At 39.5% G+C, this 15192-nt stretch carries 16 protein-coding genes; 6 read left to right on the top strand and 10 right to left on the bottom strand.

Annotated elements, in window-relative coordinates; all coding sequences use genetic code 11:
- The 3 genes from FTT72_RS06185 to FTT72_RS06175 form a co-directional block, all read right to left on the bottom strand.
- On the bottom strand, nucleotides 1–2014 hold a 2014-nt coding region (locus FTT72_RS06185; RefSeq protein WP_180178044.1), incomplete at its 3' end, for a type VI secretion system Vgr family protein.
- 689 nt (nucleotides 2015–2703) lie between these two features.
- Nucleotides 2704–3267: a TetR/AcrR family transcriptional regulator gene (locus FTT72_RS06180; RefSeq protein ID WP_180056092.1), complete on the bottom strand. Its 564-nt coding sequence runs from the start codon at nucleotides 3265–3267 to the stop codon at nucleotides 2704–2706.
- A 301-nt stretch (nucleotides 3268–3568) separates the two neighbouring features.
- A complete protein-coding gene (locus FTT72_RS06175) occupies nucleotides 3569–4204 on the bottom strand; it encodes a cation transporter (protein WP_180178043.1) in 636 nt (211 codons plus the stop codon).
- Between the two features lie 76 nt (nucleotides 4205–4280).
- Between FTT72_RS06175 and FTT72_RS06170 the strand changes: the two genes are divergently transcribed.
- From FTT72_RS06170 to FTT72_RS06160, 3 genes are all read left to right on the top strand, one after another.
- Nucleotides 4281–4697, top strand: coding sequence for a Cd(II)/Pb(II)-responsive transcriptional regulator (locus FTT72_RS06170; protein WP_168379319.1), 417 nt, complete (start codon nucleotides 4281–4283; stop codon nucleotides 4695–4697).
- An 80-nt stretch (nucleotides 4698–4777) separates the two neighbouring features.
- Nucleotides 4778–6172 carry a tRNA 5-hydroxyuridine modification protein YegQ gene (gene yegQ, locus FTT72_RS06165; protein WP_180010889.1) on the top strand — a complete coding sequence of 465 codons (1395 nt, stop codon included), beginning with the start codon at nucleotides 4778–4780 and terminating at the stop codon, nucleotides 6170–6172.
- Nucleotides 6173–6181: 9 nt separating this feature from the next.
- A complete protein-coding gene (locus tag FTT72_RS06160) occupies nucleotides 6182–6436 on the top strand; it encodes a YfhL family 4Fe-4S dicluster ferredoxin (protein WP_168379317.1) in 255 nt (84 codons plus the stop codon).
- Nucleotides 6437–6723: 287 nt separating this feature from the next.
- Here FTT72_RS06160 and ahpF read toward each other — a convergent pair whose 3' ends face one another.
- Nucleotides 6724–8289, bottom strand: a complete 1566-nt coding sequence (gene ahpF, locus FTT72_RS06155) for an alkyl hydroperoxide reductase subunit F (RefSeq protein ID WP_078189029.1) — start codon at nucleotides 8287–8289, stop codon at nucleotides 6724–6726.
- A 433-nt stretch (nucleotides 8290–8722) separates the two neighbouring features.
- Between ahpF and FTT72_RS16280 the strand changes: the two genes are divergently transcribed.
- Nucleotides 8723–8881 carry a hypothetical protein gene (locus tag FTT72_RS16280; protein ID WP_257222656.1) on the top strand — a complete coding sequence of 53 codons (159 nt, stop codon included), beginning with the start codon at nucleotides 8723–8725 and terminating at the stop codon, nucleotides 8879–8881.
- Nucleotides 8882–8929: 48 nt separating this feature from the next.
- Nucleotides 8930–9322 carry a DsbA family protein gene (locus FTT72_RS06150; protein ID WP_257233403.1) on the top strand — a complete coding sequence of 131 codons (393 nt, stop codon included), beginning with the start codon at nucleotides 8930–8932 and terminating at the stop codon, nucleotides 9320–9322.
- 94 nt (nucleotides 9323–9416) lie between these two features.
- Here the strand turns inward: FTT72_RS06150 and FTT72_RS06145 are convergent, their stop codons facing one another.
- The 3 genes from FTT72_RS06145 to FTT72_RS06135 are packed head-to-tail and all read right to left on the bottom strand — an operon-like array spanning nucleotide 9417 to nucleotide 12317.
- Nucleotides 9417–10337 carry a hypothetical protein gene (locus FTT72_RS06145; protein WP_180178051.1) on the bottom strand — a complete coding sequence of 307 codons (921 nt, stop codon included), beginning with the start codon at nucleotides 10335–10337 and terminating at the stop codon, nucleotides 9417–9419.
- A 41-nt stretch (nucleotides 10338–10378) separates the two neighbouring features.
- Complete coding sequence (locus FTT72_RS06140; RefSeq protein ID WP_180163520.1) at nucleotides 10379–11509, bottom strand: toxic anion resistance protein; 1131 nt, start codon at nucleotides 11507–11509, stop codon at nucleotides 10379–10381.
- A gap of 16 nt (nucleotides 11510–11525) precedes the next feature.
- The gene (locus tag FTT72_RS06135) at nucleotides 11526–12317 is read right to left on the bottom strand and encodes a tellurium resistance protein (protein WP_078189121.1); all 792 of its coding nucleotides are present in this window, start codon (nucleotides 12315–12317) and stop codon (nucleotides 11526–11528) included.
- 327 nt (nucleotides 12318–12644) lie between these two features.
- Between FTT72_RS06135 and FTT72_RS06130 the strand changes: the two genes are divergently transcribed.
- Nucleotides 12645–13133 (top strand): TIGR00645 family protein, encoded by a 489-nt coding sequence (locus FTT72_RS06130; protein WP_078189122.1) that lies wholly within the window; start codon nucleotides 12645–12647, stop codon nucleotides 13131–13133.
- Nucleotides 13134–13193: 60 nt separating this feature from the next.
- Here the strand turns inward: FTT72_RS06130 and FTT72_RS06125 are convergent, their stop codons facing one another.
- The 3 genes from FTT72_RS06125 to FTT72_RS06115 all read right to left on the bottom strand — a co-directional run bounded on the left by FTT72_RS06125 (nucleotide 13194) and on the right by FTT72_RS06115 (nucleotide 14978).
- Nucleotides 13194–13718 (bottom strand): Crp/Fnr family transcriptional regulator, encoded by a 525-nt coding sequence (locus FTT72_RS06125; protein ID WP_180178042.1) that lies wholly within the window; start codon nucleotides 13716–13718, stop codon nucleotides 13194–13196.
- A gap of 12 nt (nucleotides 13719–13730) precedes the next feature.
- Entirely contained in the window at nucleotides 13731–13898 is a 168-nt protein-coding gene (locus FTT72_RS06120; RefSeq protein WP_180178041.1) for a hypothetical protein, read from the bottom strand.
- Between the two features lie 117 nt (nucleotides 13899–14015).
- Nucleotides 14016–14978: a TauD/TfdA family dioxygenase gene (locus FTT72_RS06115; RefSeq protein WP_180178040.1), complete on the bottom strand. Its 963-nt coding sequence runs from the start codon at nucleotides 14976–14978 to the stop codon at nucleotides 14016–14018.
- Between the last annotated feature and the right edge of the window lie 214 nt (nucleotides 14979–15192).

Below are 15192 nucleotides of genomic sequence, written 5' to 3'. Positions count from 1 at the left end.
GGTTTTTCGCCACTTCACTTAAGGCTTTGCTGCTGTTTAAGTTCGCTTCGATTTGTTCTTTCGCCGCTTGTGCGTCGAGGTGCATTGCTGCTGCTTGTTGTTGTGGGTGTGTGCTGACAAGGAGCCCTTGTCCTGCTCGTACTGCGCCCCATTGGTCGGTTCTCAGTTCAAAGCCTTCGCCTCGACCGTCACTTTCTGCGGTTTCTTTGGGATGACTGAGGTTACCGAGGTTGAGCTGAGTCGCGCCATGGGTGCTTTGTAATTGTGTCGAGATTTGTCCCGTCGTGTCGTCAAAACGTAGTTGTCCAAAGCCTTCGCCTTGTACTTCCTTACTTTTTATTCCAGCTAGTTTTTTGGTGTCTGGCAGTTTGCCTTTACTATCAAATTGGGTTGGACTGCGCTGTGCTTCATGTATACGCCCCACCACAAATGGGCGGTCGATGTTGCCGTCAAAGAAATCGATGACCACGATTTCATTAATGCGTGGCAAGAAGCGTGCGCCATAACCTTCACCTGCCCATGGTGTAAGCACATCTACCCATGCAGAATCTGTGTCATTGTCATTGCTGCCTGCTCCGCCATCATGGCTGTGGTCACCACCACGAGTAAATAAGAAGCGGACTTTGATTCGTCCCCATTCATCGACATGTATTTCTTCACCACTTGGCCCAACGACTTTGGCGCGTTGCGGATGGGTGCTTGGACGGTGTTCGAGTGGGTTATATTCAGGAACGGTCGAAATATTGCGGCGTTGTAATGTGAGCTGATTGGCCTGACGCTCGGCCTGTTCATGGATCGGTTTAATGTTCCACTGGCTTTGTTCAATCAGTTGATTGACTTGTTCAGAGAGGTCTTTGGGTAAGTTATTTTGGTTATAGAATTTCTTTTCTGTAATTAAAAATTGTTTGTCTGCACCACTGTGTTGATCGATTTCTGGGTGTTCATTCAATTCAAACCAATAACCGACTTGGGTATCACGCACGGTCGATTGTGCATTGAATTTTTTAGATTGTAGCTCGTGGTAGCGCGTTAGGTTTTGATTCAATTTTTCAATTTGGCTATTGGATGAAGCGGTAGCTTGGTCTTCGCCTTTTAAGTCCTGCATCCATGCAGGGCTGATATGCCATGCTTGTTCCAAACTTAAGCTGGCATTGTCTTGGCTTTGGCTATGCTGATGTTTACTTTGAACTGAACCTGCGCCTTCTTCTTGGCTGAGACCATCGGCTTGCCAGCGCTGTATGTGTACCGCAGTCGGCTGAATGCTACGTTCACCAATCAAGCTGGTGATGCTGTCTTGTTTTTCTGTTGCACTAGAACGATGAAAGCGGATGCTACGACGGCTGAGTGCTTGATATTGGCTATTGTCATCAATCAGGCGGAGTTTTTGTTTTTCAATTGGCGCTGAGGAATGTGGCACTTTCAGCTGCGCTTCATCGATGAGCCAGTTGATGCCTTCACTGCGCCAAAGGCGGGTTAAAAAGTCATAATCGCTTTCATTCGACTGCATGATGAAAGGTCGTACATCATAGTTTTGGCTTAAACCGCTTAGATCAAGCGTTAGACTGGCAGCAAAGAGCGGACTTTTGCTTTGCCATTCTTTGAAGATTGTTTCACTAACATCGCGCACCGATTTGTTCATAAACACACGGCTGTTGCGGCGCTTATGCCACAGCGATGTTGCATCTTCTAAAGTGAGTTTATACAGCGTGAGTGAACCGTCACTCTGCCCTTGGGTGGCTTCGGTAATAATACCCGTTGTACGGAAGAGTTCGCCCTGATCGGTCACTTGATCAACGGCGACTTGTGCGCCAATAAATTGTTTTAATGGAATAAGGGCATTGGTAGATAGGCAAATCAAAGTCGCTTGCACGCCTTGGTTTAAGATATGCTCCCCATCAATACGTTGAATAAAAAGCTCATCATTCAACGCAGGGTTGGAAAATTGCACATGAATGGCACGTTTTTGGGCGGATAGCCCCAATTGTTCTAATACAGCAAATATTTTGCCTAACATAATAAAAATTCTAAATTGTAATCATGGAAATAATTCTGCTGCTAGTTTAGTCAAATTCATCAATAAAATTAATGCTTAAAACCATAGAAGATGTTTCGTTATGTAAAATCCACGATTCAAAAATTCACTTAAAACTAAAAAGCTGAGAACCCACTCACTAAATACTTTTTGCATATAAAATATTCACAAAATGGTCTTAGACCATGCTCTTGCATCCAACGAGCAGCGTCATTCACACAAGTGTAAAAATAGTTTTATCATCTAATTTACATCGAGCTTAATGATCAAATTTTTAATATTATTTTTAAAAATAGTGGATTAATTTAAACTTAAGCTAGATTAAAAAACACACAAACCTTTCTTTCCTGTCTTGTAATTCACCTAAGATCCCCTATAATTCAAAAAAACAGACAAGTCTGTCTATTTTGCTGCAAAAACCGAATGAATTTAGCATTCAGAGGGTAAAAATATAAATGAGAGAAAACGTATAAAACGTTCGATAATCAAATCATTGACTTAAGCTAACAAAGTGAATGATTTGAACGCACAATTGTCAGCAAAGCGCGATTACCCCAAATAATCGCGCTTTTTATTTTCTTAGAATCTTAAGTTATGTGAAAAAAATTGATGGTTAATCAATACAAATAAGTCGTCTCTAGATTTAAAACCCAGATGCCTACAAGCAAATTTTAAGCCGCCAATTCCAAACGAATTAAGGTTTCGACTCGCTTCCAATACTCTGCTAAATGCACTTGGTTGGGGTCAATTTGGGCTTGGATGGTCATGCCATCCAAAATACTACTCAGAAATGCAGCTAGTTGTTCAGTTTGCTGAATGCCCAGATTTTGCAAAGCAGTACTTAGTTTTGATTTGAGCCAGTCTTTATAATCGATCGCAGGTTGTAATGACGAAGGATAAACTTTAGATATTTCTTCTACTGCTTTTTGAAACATACAACCATTGAAATCTGCAGTATGAAACCAAGCATCGTACCAAGCAAAAATGGTTTTAATATGCGAAAGATGGTCTTCTGGATCACATTCTGCAATAGCAGCTTCAAGTGATTCCTGTAAATTAAGATTTCGAATCACGAGACATTCTTCAATTAATTTGGCTTTAGAGGGGAAATATTTATAAAACGTCATTTTAGCAACGCCCGATTCCCCAATAATTCGATCTATACCAATCGAGTTATAGCTATAAGAATTGAAGAGTTGGAGCGCAACGTTAATGATGTCTTGCTTTTTCGACATTTAATTTACCTGATGCACCAATGGAGCCTAAACATAAAGCTTTTAAGGTAGAAAACCTAATTTTTAAACATGATTTTCGCGCGCTATTGTAAAGCATAACTTAATGGGAGTCTGTAGATAAAACCTGAGCACCCCATTAAATACAGTCTGATTTCAGAAGATTTATCAAATTAGCAGTCAGGAAAAATTAGTATAAAACTGACTGCTATTTTAATATCAACTAGCGACTTAACGACTCTTCATCTGCGTTAAAAACATGGATAAAATGAATGCCATTAACGGTGGATTTAAGAGTAAGTATTTAAGAGCAAGGGGTACTCATAATATCTTTTTGCTTACGCTCTTGCAGTGCTTTTCGAATCACCTGATAACCGCCCGTTAAACCTAAAATTGCCATGATTGCGGCCACAATCAAATCTGGCCATAGACTGCCTGTACCAAATACCCCAACAGCCGCCAAGATCACCGCGACATTACCAATCGCATCATTACGGCTACATAGCCAAACGGATTGCATATTGGAGTCGCCTTCTCGGAAGGCATATAAAACATATGCACAAATGACATTAGCGACTAAGGCCAAAATACCAATCACACCCATGGTGATCGGTTCAGGAGCGATCCCATTGGCATAGGCATAGAGCACTTTGGCAATCACCACGATACCAAACGCTGCCATAACAAAACCTTTCACCAAGGCAACTGTTGCACGCCAATATAAACTGGCGCCAAGCACGGCTAATGAAACCCCATAATTTACAGCATCACCAAAGAAATCCAGCGAGTCCGCCCAAAGCGCAGAAGAATGTGCATAAGCCCCACCAATCAGCTCCACCAAAAACATCATGGCGTTAATGATTAAGGCAATCCAAAGTGCGATACGAAATTTACTGTTGGGTTTGTTTGGTGCTGGCTCATGACTACATGTACATGCCATAAATGTGCTCCAATTTTAAAATCAATGGATTTGTATTACTCTTATTCAAAACTATGGACTCACTCCAAGGTCAAGCATGAACGTACAAAAACATTATTTGATTAAAGAATTGTCCACCAAATCTGGGGTAAGCATTGACAGTATTCGCTTTTATGAAAAGAAAAAACTGCTGAAACCTAGCTTCCGCGCAGACAACAATTATCGCTATTATGATGAAGAAATGTACAAACGTTTGGTTTTTATTAAGCGCTGTCGAAACCTCGATATTTCTCTCACCGAGATTCAAACCCTGCTTGAACTTGAGCAATCCCCTACGCAAAGCTGTCATGCTGTGAATGAATTAATTGATAATCACATTCGTCAAGTTTCTGAAAAAATTAAAGAATTAGAAAATTTTAAAATACAGTTAAGTAAGCTCCGTGCCAGTTGTAATGAAACCAGTCAAATTAATGATTGCCAAATTTTAAAACATTTGGAAAACGGAATATCTTGAAAACCCAACTAAAATACTTGGTTGAATCCTTTTTTTAGATCACTACAATAAAGCCATAAATTTTTTATGCCTTTATTGACATGACGATTCAACACGTAACCGAACTCCTCTCACCTGCTGGCTCATTGAAAAACATGCGCTACGCTTTTGCTTATGGCGCAGATGCCGTGTATGCAGGTCAGCCGCGATATAGCTTACGTGTGCGCAATAATGCTTTCGACCATGACAATTTAAAAATTGGCATTGAAGAAGCTCATGCCTTAGGGAAAAAGTTTTATGTGGTGGTAAACATCCAACCGCATAACTCAAAACTGAAAAATTTCATCCGTGACCTTGAACCTGTGGTTGCCATGAATCCTGATGCACTGATCATGTCTGACCCTGGTCTGATCATGATGGTGCGTGAACATTTTCCAGAAGTTTCCATTCATTTGTCTGTCCAAGCCAATGCGGTGAACTGGGCAACGGTTAAATTTTGGAAAAATATGGGACTGACACGTGTCATTCTGTCACGTGAATTATCAATCGAAGAAATTGAAGAAATTAAACACAATGTACCTGATATGGAAATTGAAGTTTTCGTACATGGTGCATTATGTATGGCTTACTCCGGTCGTTGCTTACTTTCTGGCTATATGAATAAACGTGATGCAAACCAAGGTGCATGTACCAATGCATGCCGATGGGATTATAAAATTCACGATGCAGTTGAAGATGAAACTGGTGATGTTATTCCAGTCACACAAATTAAAGAATCATCATGCTGCAATAATAAAAATGCCGATGAGCAACACGCCCTAGAACAACACCAATTCGGCGAGCCGGTTTTATTACAACGCAATGAAGAAGACATGTTTGCTGCCGAAGAAGATGAACATGGCACTTATTTCATGAACTCGAAAGACTTGCGTGCTGTACAGCATGTTGACCGTTTAACCAAAATGGGCATTCATTCTTTAAAAATTGAAGGCCGTACCAAGTCTTATTTCTACTGTGCGCGTACCGCTCAAATTTATCGTAAAGCCATCGATGATGCCCTTTCTGGTAAACCATTTGACCCTGCTCTCATGTCTCAGCTTGAAGGTCTTGCGAACCGTGGTTATACCGAAGGTTTTCTACGCCGCCATGTACATAGTGAATATCAAAACTATGAAACCGGCTCTTCACGTTTTGATCATCAACAGTTTGTAGGTGAAGTCTTAGAACGCAATGGTGACTCTCTTAAAATCGAAGTGAAAAACCGTTTTGTTGTAGGTGATTCTTTAGAACTGATGACCACTTCAGGCAACATCACCTTCGTTTTAACTGAAATGAAAGATAAAAAAGGTAATCTAATTGACGATGCCAAAGGTTCAGGTCATATCGTGGATATTCCTGTACCTGCCGATGTGGATATGCGATACGCCTTACTGATTCGTAACTTACCCAATTCGACAGTGGATATTTCGGCTTCAACTTTAGCTTATCAGGCTTGAGTTTACTTTATGGCTTTGTTGATTACAGACAAATGCATCAATTGTGACATGTGTCTACCTGAATGTCCCAATGATGCCATTTATGAAGGCTCAAAGATTTATGAAATCGATGTCGCACGTTGTACTGAATGCGTCGGTTTCTATGCGCACCAAACTTGTGTTTCAGTTTGTCCGATTGAGTGCATTGTGCCTCATCCTGAATACATGGAGACAGATGAGCAGTTAATGGAGAAGTTTAAAGGTTTGAATTTATTTAAATCTTAAATTCGTGATGTGATTGGTATATTAATTGCATACTCCGCTTTATATTTTATAGAGAAACAACCTTGGGGAAAGTATAAAAATAAGGTTGTAAAACAAAAATAGCTGGGCAACGAATAGGATTCAAAATGTGTGGGGACATTTTTGAATCCTAATTTTGCAGACAAAAAAAAGGAACTCCAGTGTTAGCATCCAAAGTTCCTGTAAAACGAGAATATTAAGAAAAATAATATTCAAATGACAACATTCAGCGCGGCCAGCGTGTTTCTCGAAACACACTGGCCTTTCTTTTATTGACCAGAGCGGATGATGTAATCAAAAGCAGATAATGATGCTTTCGCGCCTTCACCTGTTGCAATGATGATTTGTTTGTACGGTACTGTTGTACAGTCACCTGCAGCAAATACACCTTTCACATTGGTTTCGTTACGCTCGTTAATTACGATCTCACCACGGTTTGAAAGTTCAACTGCTGTTTCTTTTAAGAAATCAGTGTTTGGTAACAAACCGATTTGTACAAAGATACCTGCCAATTCAATCGTTTTGATTTCATCAGTTGCACGGTCTTTGTAGTTCAATGCAGTCACTTGTGAACCATCACCAACCACTTCTGTAGACAATGCATTCATGATCACAGTGGTGTTCGGTAAGCTGTTTAACTTATCTTGAAGGACTTGGTCAGCACGAAGCTTAGTATCAAACTCAACGAGTGTTACATGTTCTACAATACCAGCAAGGTCAATCGCCGCTTCGACACCTGAGTTACCACCACCAATCACCGCAACACGTTTACCTTTAAACAATGGACCGTCACAGTGTGGGCAGTAAGCTACACCACGAGTACGGTATTCTTGCTCACCTGGAACATTCATCTCTCTCCAGCGTGCACCTGTTGAAAGAATCACTGTTTTAGATTCAAGTTTTGCACCATTCTCTAAAGTCACTTCAACTAAGCCATTAGCTGTTTGGTCAGCACCTTTGATGTCAGATACACGTTGCAAGTTCATAATGTCCACACCGTACTCACGTACATGTGCTTCCATTTCAGCAGCAAACTTAGGACCTTGAGTCTTTTGAATCGACGTGAAGTTTTCAATGTCCATCGTATCCATGACCTGACCGCCCATGCGTTCAGCCACGATACCTGTTTTAATGCCTTTACGTGCTGCATAGATTGCAGAAGTATTCCCCGCAGGGCCGCCACCAATCACAAGAACATCAAAGGCTTCTTTGGCATTTAACTTTTCAGCATCTTTTGCGGCAGAGTTGGTATCCAATTTCGCAATGATTTCTTCCAAGGTCATACGACCTTGACCGATGTGGTTGCCGTCTTGGAATACCATCGGTACAGCCATGATTTTGCGTTCTTCCACTTCGTCTTGGAAGAATGCACCATCAATCATGGTTGCAGTTGTACCTGGGTTATAGATCGCAATTAGGTTCAAGGCTTGAACCACGTCAGGACAGTTATGGCAGCTGAGTGATACGAACACATCAAAGTCAGTTTTAAGACCTAAACCTTTAATGGTATTCAGTACTTCGTCAGAAACTTTCGGTGCATAACCAGAGGTTTGTAACAATGCCAAAATCAAAGAAGTGAATTCGTGGCCCATCGGTAGACCTGCGAAGAATACACGTGGTGTTTCACCTGCTTTTGCAATACCAAAGCTTGGCGCACGGCTGTTGTTACCGTCAAAACGTGCAGTCACTAAATCAGATAAGGCAGCAACTTCGGTCACCAATTCTTTAATTTTGTCTGATTTGTCCGTGCCGTTTAAAGTCGCGACGATTTCAATCGGGCCTTCAAGGCGTTCAAGTAAGGTTTTTAATTGAGCAGAAGTATTTTGATCTAACATTGCTAACGTCTCCAGAGGAGTAAATTTATTTGATGAGAGAATGATAGAACAAACCATTAAATAGGTGAAACGGTTTGTTTTTATAAAATTAATCGGTTTTACAAATCAAATGATTGAATTTCTTTCTAAATCATAAATATATGGGCCTATATTAACATTAAAATGATTTATTTCGTACATATATATCGTGATAAATCCCTCATTTTTTTCTTTTTTATTGAAATCACACCAAGCCTGCGCAAGACCCACTTACGTCCTGATTAATTACAAAATCTTTATAAAGCTTTAAGTTTCATTTCAGCAAGACGGCATTAAATCAAATGAAATATCAGGTGATTTGACTGCTTTTGAGTTCCATCAATAAAGCCACAATCAATCCCTTGCATCAATCAGCCATCGATCTACAAGTATAAAATCAACAGTGAGCAGAATAATGAAAATTGAATTTGTCTTTGATATTGTTTATCCCATGAGTTATGTCGCATTTCAAAAGTTAAAACAAAACTGGAATGAACATACCGCAACCCGTGTAGAGCTATTGCCGATTCAACGCGTTCCTGAAATTCCTGAACAAGGCTTAGATGTGCTGTAGTATTTAACCAATAAGTATGGCGCAAGTGCAGCAAATCGAAAACTCGAAATGACAAAGTTTGCCGCTTATAGCGAAGATGTGATTGTCAATATTGAGCACATGAAACGTATGCCAAACAGTCAACTAGCTCATCAAGCTATTTTGGCCTTGGACAATATTCTGGATCAATATGCCCTGACTCAAGCCTTATTCCATGCATTATTTGCACACGGTCAAAATATTGCTGATATTCAGGTTTTAAAAAGCATCATTGAAGGCATTGGTTTAGATGGCTCAAAAGTACTGCGCTCAATTCAAAATAAAGATATTGCAGACCGTCAGCATGAAATTACACAATATGTAAAATCAAAGGGACAGCACCCCATTCCTTTTTACCTTGTGGATGGCGAAGTGAATGATCAGACTTTTTCTACACAGGAACTCCGACAACTGTTTCATTGAGCAAGTTAATCTACCTAAGATCAAAAATCCCCATACAATTTGATGGGGATTTTTATTCTGAGCAATGCAATGATCTAAAAAGAAAATAGGCCTGTTAATGAAGTCCCTGCTCAATTCGATTAATCCGTGATTTGAAATGCTGAGATAGTAGATACAAAATTAAGCTCAAAACCAGCGTGAGTACCATCACGGTGATCAACAACCAACGTACAACAACTTCTACTACATTGGCTTGCTGAACTTGTTTTTCCACGCTTTGCGCCATCGGTGTCATGGTTTTATCAAATAGCTGATTTTGCATCGCCCAGAGCTGTTCAGGCTGAAAACCGTATTCACGGAATTTTGCTGGATTTTGTTGCTCGGCATTGATTAAGGATTGCACCAAAGGAATTGCTGTCGCACGATCTACAGGCTTATGCATCAAAGCAGCTTGTGCAAGTAAATAGGCTTGCACGGGTTTTGCCAATTGTGCATCTTCCATCTCGAAAGCCAGCTGGCTTTCTTGAATATTTTTTTCATAATGTACCAATTTTTGATCTGCTGCACGGTCATCATGATTAAGGTCATATTGCACATAAGTTAAGCCTGACCAAAGCACGATAAACGATAAAATCCAGCCGACAAATTTCAATACAAAAGATTGGAATCGAATTCTAAAAAATTGAAATTTCTTTAGAAATCCAACCAAGAAAAATGCGCCAATAAATGAAACGATAAGTTTGAGAAATAACCAACCAATAAAGGATAAAAAATTTGAAAAATAGTCGGAGGACTCACCGAGTTGATATGCCAAATCACCTGCACTAACAGGGATATGCAGTTGCTGTACGCTAGAACTTAGGCCAAAAAAGCTATAGACCATATCATGCTGAATAAACAGCATCACAGCCGAAACGATCAGCACAGAAACACTGGTTAAGGTCAATAACGTTAAATTACGTTGACGCTTCTTAATGGTTTGAAGCCCTGTTTCCAGTTGCTGCGGATTTAGCGAATATTCATCAATGGGAGGCAAAGACATACTCCTTCAGATTATATTTTCACCTCCCTCACCGTTTATGAAGAAGGGTTTGAACCACTCGATTCAATTACTAAATGATTCAAATTATTTTGTAAGGCACGAATACGTGTCGTCGCTTCTTCACGCTTTTGTACACCTTCTTTCTGAATTTGAATCACATCATTAACGGTTTTAATGAGGGTATTTTGCACATGTTCAAGTGTGTCAATATCAATCACTGAACGCTGATTGGCTTTCGCTGTATCGACAGAGTTTTGATGCAACAAATCTGCATTGCGTTTTAACAGGTCATTGGTCGCATCATCAATGCTATTTGCCAATTGCACGCTGTTCTTTTGTTCTTGCAATGAAATCGCCAAGCTAATTTGGTTTTTCCAAGCCGGTAAGGTGATATTTTTAATAGCATAAAATTTATCAACCAACATCAAATTGTTGGATTGAATAATACGAATCATCGGCAAGGTCTGCATCGCAGACTGTTGCAAGATCTGTAAATCACTCACACGTTTTTCAAGATTATTGGCCAAATGGTTGAGGTCATAAACTTTTTGCGTAGTCGTTTGATCTTGAACTTGTGTCGTTAAGCTCGCAATTTCCTGTTGAATTTCCTGCTCTTTCAACTTACCTGCGGCAATATACACCCCTAATTGTTTATATTCGTCTTGCACGCCTTCAAACATTTTATCTAAGGTATTTACACGCGCTTTTAAGCCATTTTGCGAAGTTTCAATTTCTTTGACCAAAGCATCAATTTGCTCTTTGGTGGTATTAAAGTGCTGATCAAAACTTTGCTTGGCACCTTTAAATTTACTCAGTAAACCACCAAAAAATCCTGAGCTTTTAGATTTATTTAAAATGCTCGTGGTATTCAATTGCTGTGCGACTTGTACCACCTGATTGAGCTTTTGACCTGTCGCATCTAGATCTTTATTTTGCACCAAATTTAATAATTCATCGGTATAGGTCGACGTCTTGGTGGCAATGTTTTTACCATATTCAGCAACACTATTATGACTTAAATCTGCCAATTCCTTACGTGCAGCTTCGACTTCGTGAAAATCGGAAGTTTGTAAGCCAATTTCCTGCAAATTGAGTTGCTGAAACTTTTCTTCAGTCAATTCTTTGCTTACTTCAACGGGTAAATTTTTGGCATCTAAATCGGTCATAACTCACCTTATATTTCTAAGACTTAGAGGAATTCTCTAATGATTTTTTTAAAGTTTTAATCAAATTTTCACGGCTATTATCAAGCTTTTCCAATGAACTTGTCGAGTTACTTTGACGACTTTGTTTCACATGATATTGCCATGCTGGAATCAACACCTGCTGAGCTTCCTTATATCGATCTAATAATCCAAAAGAAAGCTGCTGAGAAAGCTGCATTTGTGTAATTGCAATATCATTACTGGCTTGTAAGGTTTGCAACGTATTCACCTTTTTCGATAAACGTTCTGCAAAGTTATCAAGCGGATGCTGATTTTTCACAAACTGTGGGTATTCCAACAAAAACTCTTCAGCCGCGACGATATATCGCGCCATTTGCTCACGTAAGCCTTGTAGTTGATTAAAACGTGCTTGGGACTTTTGAATTTCTAACTGTAGTTTTTGGCTCAGATGATTTGCCCGATCAAGCAATTGATCCAGATTTTTATAATATTCAACTTGTCCTGAACCATACTCCAAATCAATGCCTAACCATTTTTGCAGGGCATTAAATTTGCGTGTTTTTAAATATTTTTTTGAATTGGCTAAGGCTTGAATCAACTGCTCAATGGTTTGACTAAGTTGTTTCGTCAACTGAGGGTCAACACCATCTAGCAGCACCGACTGTGCTTGAATTAATTGATCTGCATAATGATTTAGACGATATTGATCGGTCAGTAATGGCACAAGGTCATTCCGCTTAATCGAAAGCACTTCCGCCCGATCTACCGTAATATCCTTTAACGGCACCAATACATCAATTTGTGACATAGCCAATTAAACTCAATAAAATCATTTTTATACTACAAGTTTTGCCATAAAAGTCTTGTAGTATTTTGCAAAAAATACATCTATTTCATCAGTCAAATTTCGCCATCAAATTCAACCGTTGCATATAGATCCGCCAAAGCAGCCATACAGCATCATTTGAATGGATATGATGACCTACACAGATGAATTCAAGCTTAAGACACCCAAAGATTCAATCTAGATTTAAATTAAACAACTGACTCTACATGAATTATTATCAAAATTATCGTAAAATTTAATTCATATACCTTAGAACCAAATATTAGATCAATAATTTTAGAGGCTTAAATGGAACGTTTTTTCCATAACACAATGTATGCAGCACGTTGGATTCTGGCTCCCGTGTACTTTGGTTTATCCTTTGCACTATTACTGCTCGCGATTAAATTTTTCCAAGAAGTCATTCATGTCCTTCCGCATATTTTAGAATATTCAGAAGCTGACCTGATTTTAGTCATCCTCTCTTTGGTAGATATGACTATGGTGGGCGGACTGATTGTAATGGTGATGTTTTCAGGCTATGAAAACTTTGTTTCCCAACTGAAAATAAATGAATCGACCAATCGCTTGAACTGGCTCGGCACCATGGATGCCAATTCATTAAAACTCAAAGTTGCAGCATCAATCGTGGCAATTTCTTCGATTCATTTATTGCGTATTTTTATGGATGCGAAAAACATCCCCAATGACAAAATCATGTGGTACATCATCATGCATTTAACCTTTGTTTTTTCTGCTTTTATGATGGGTTATTTGGATAAAATCAGTAAGCACTAATCTAAGTAAGGCCAATGAAGCCATTTGCGATCATGGCTTCTCGTCAAATTTTAAATCTAGTTATTCATCAAGTTCACTCATTTGCCTTAAACGCTCAAGATCCAAAATCGCGATTTGTCCATAATTCCACGCGATCACTTGTGTTTGGACAAATTGCTGTAAATGTTTATTCAACGTTTGGCGTGAAATATTAAATGACTCTGCAAATTCCTGCTGACTGAGTCTCAAAGGAATTTCCTGCCGACATCCATATTGTTCATAGAGTCGAATCAAATGTCTTGCGATGCGCTGCTCTAGCGTTGCCGTTCTCAAATAACGATTATGCTCAAACATCAAATACATACGTCGACTGAGAGATTGCACGACATTCCAAAGCGCCTGTGGATCACGCTGTAAAACCGCTAAAAACGTTGTTCCAGAAATGATTGCCACCTCGACATGTGTCGCAGCAAAATAATCATAATTCAAAGGCTTTTGTTGTAAGACTGCGACAAAATTAAATACCGACTGGCGACGGATATAGTCATTTACAATCAATTCACCATTATTTTGCAACCAACCAATTTGTAGCGTACCTGAAAGCAAAATATTAATATCTTACACGATTTGTTGTTGTTTTAAGATGTGCTGCTGTGCATGAAAACGTGAATATTTCACCTGTTGTACAAGCTGTTCTAAAGTCTGATCGCTAAAGCCCTGAAAGATGTCTTCATTACGCAAAATTTGCAACAAATGCTGTTGGGCTGTGTTCTTTTGATCGCTCACGTCTATAAAAAAATGCCTAAGATCTCATCGATCTTAGGCAAGTGCTGAAAAATGTAAAACCATTGTTTTTCGCATTATTTATCTATTTTTGTGCTGTTTTAAATGACGCTCTAATACTTAAGATGCTTTCTCATAAATACGGCCTGCTTCTGAACGCAAGTTTGAAATGTCCGTGTTTTGTATATTCTTCAACACAGTACTCGGCTGACCATTTACATCGACAGGTACATCACCCTCAATGGTGACACGTGAGGCGATACGTAACTCATCACCATAGTCATTGATGGCACGATGCTGCGTTGCACGATTGTCCCAAATGGCAACATCACCAACCGCCCAGCGCCAACGCACAACATTTTCCCATTGCACGATTTGCTCTTGAAACAGTTCAAATAAACGACGTGACTGTGCCGGACTATATCCACTGAAGCGTTTAAAGAAGTGACCCAAAACCAAACTTTTTTCACCTGTTTCAGGATGTACACGCACCAAAGGATGCTCAGTTTCCACTTCTACCGCGGTACGGAATAAATGGCGACCTTCTTCATTGTACTGACCTTTCGGCGCCGCATAGTCATAACTATTACTATGCACCGCGCGTAATTGTTCCGCCAACTTTTGCAGCTCAGGACTTAAATCTTCATAAGCGGTCACGGTATTGGCCCAAACCGTATCGCCACCATGTTCAGGTGCAACTACATTTCTTAAAATTGTGGCTTTAGGATAATTGGGCAAAAACGTAATATCGGTATGCCACGAGTCTGCACGCCCACCACGTGAGTCAATTGACAAAGTATGTGCTGTACCATCTTTGAGTGGCACACTTGGGTGATTCAACGGATTACCTAAAAGTCGTGCAAAGGCTTCTTGTTCTAAATCGGTGAGATCTTGCTGTCCACGCACAAATACAACTTTATATTTTAATAGTGCATGATTAAATTCATCGACCACGCTTTTGTCTAAATTTCCAGACAACTGAATGCCAGAAATTTCGGCACCAATACGACCGGTTACAGGTTTTACTTCAATATGCTGATATTGATAGTCCGGATTGTAATGATTCGATTCTAATTGTGTCATAGGGCTCTACCTTATTCTTCAAATTATTAAGCAACGATGGTGTTGTTGAAATACAGTGTGCCGACTTCGTGCCCATGACTCTGTCAATTATTTGACAGTTTTCCCAAGTTAAACTGCTATGGTTGTAATGAAATCTGCTTAACAACATTTGCACATTTCATATCTAAAAATGCAATAAAGAAAAAATAAAAAAGCCATCGGTATCGATGGCTTT

The organism is Acinetobacter sp. YH01005 (assembly GCF_013420465.1).
GTDB lineage: Bacteria > Pseudomonadota > Gammaproteobacteria > Pseudomonadales > Moraxellaceae > Acinetobacter > Acinetobacter amyesii.
Note: the sequence above shows the minus strand (reverse complement) of the source record. Positions and strands in the feature narration are given on the sequence as shown.

What these genes read in the sequence shown, in the direction of transcription:
- FTT72_RS06180 (WP_180056092.1), bottom strand. Translation starts at nt 3,267, where the DNA reads ATGTCGAAAAAGCAAGACATCATTAACGTTGCGCTCCAACTCTTCAAT.
- FTT72_RS06175 (WP_180178043.1), bottom strand. Translation starts at nt 4,204, where the DNA reads ATGGCATGTACATGTAGTCATGAGCCAGCACCAAACAAACCCAACAGT.
- FTT72_RS06170 (WP_168379319.1), top strand. Translation starts at nt 4,281, where the DNA reads ATGAACGTACAAAAACATTATTTGATTAAAGAATTGTCCACCAAATCT.
- yegQ (WP_180010889.1), top strand. Translation starts at nt 4,778, where the DNA reads ATGACGATTCAACACGTAACCGAACTCCTCTCACCTGCTGGCTCATTG.
- FTT72_RS06160 (WP_168379317.1), top strand. Translation starts at nt 6,182, where the DNA reads ATGGCTTTGTTGATTACAGACAAATGCATCAATTGTGACATGTGTCTA.
- ahpF (WP_078189029.1), bottom strand. Translation starts at nt 8,289, where the DNA reads ATGTTAGATCAAAATACTTCTGCTCAATTAAAAACCTTACTTGAACGC.
- FTT72_RS16280 (WP_257222656.1), top strand. Translation starts at nt 8,723, where the DNA reads ATGAAAATTGAATTTGTCTTTGATATTGTTTATCCCATGAGTTATGTC.
- FTT72_RS06150 (WP_257233403.1), top strand. Translation starts at nt 8,930, where the DNA reads ATGACAAAGTTTGCCGCTTATAGCGAAGATGTGATTGTCAATATTGAG.
- FTT72_RS06140 (WP_180163520.1), bottom strand. Translation starts at nt 11,509, where the DNA reads ATGACCGATTTAGATGCCAAAAATTTACCCGTTGAAGTAAGCAAAGAA.
- FTT72_RS06135 (WP_078189121.1), bottom strand. Translation starts at nt 12,317, where the DNA reads ATGTCACAAATTGATGTATTGGTGCCGTTAAAGGATATTACGGTAGAT.
- FTT72_RS06130 (WP_078189122.1), top strand. Translation starts at nt 12,645, where the DNA reads ATGGAACGTTTTTTCCATAACACAATGTATGCAGCACGTTGGATTCTG.
- FTT72_RS06115 (WP_180178040.1), bottom strand. Translation starts at nt 14,978, where the DNA reads ATGACACAATTAGAATCGAATCATTACAATCCGGACTATCAATATCAG.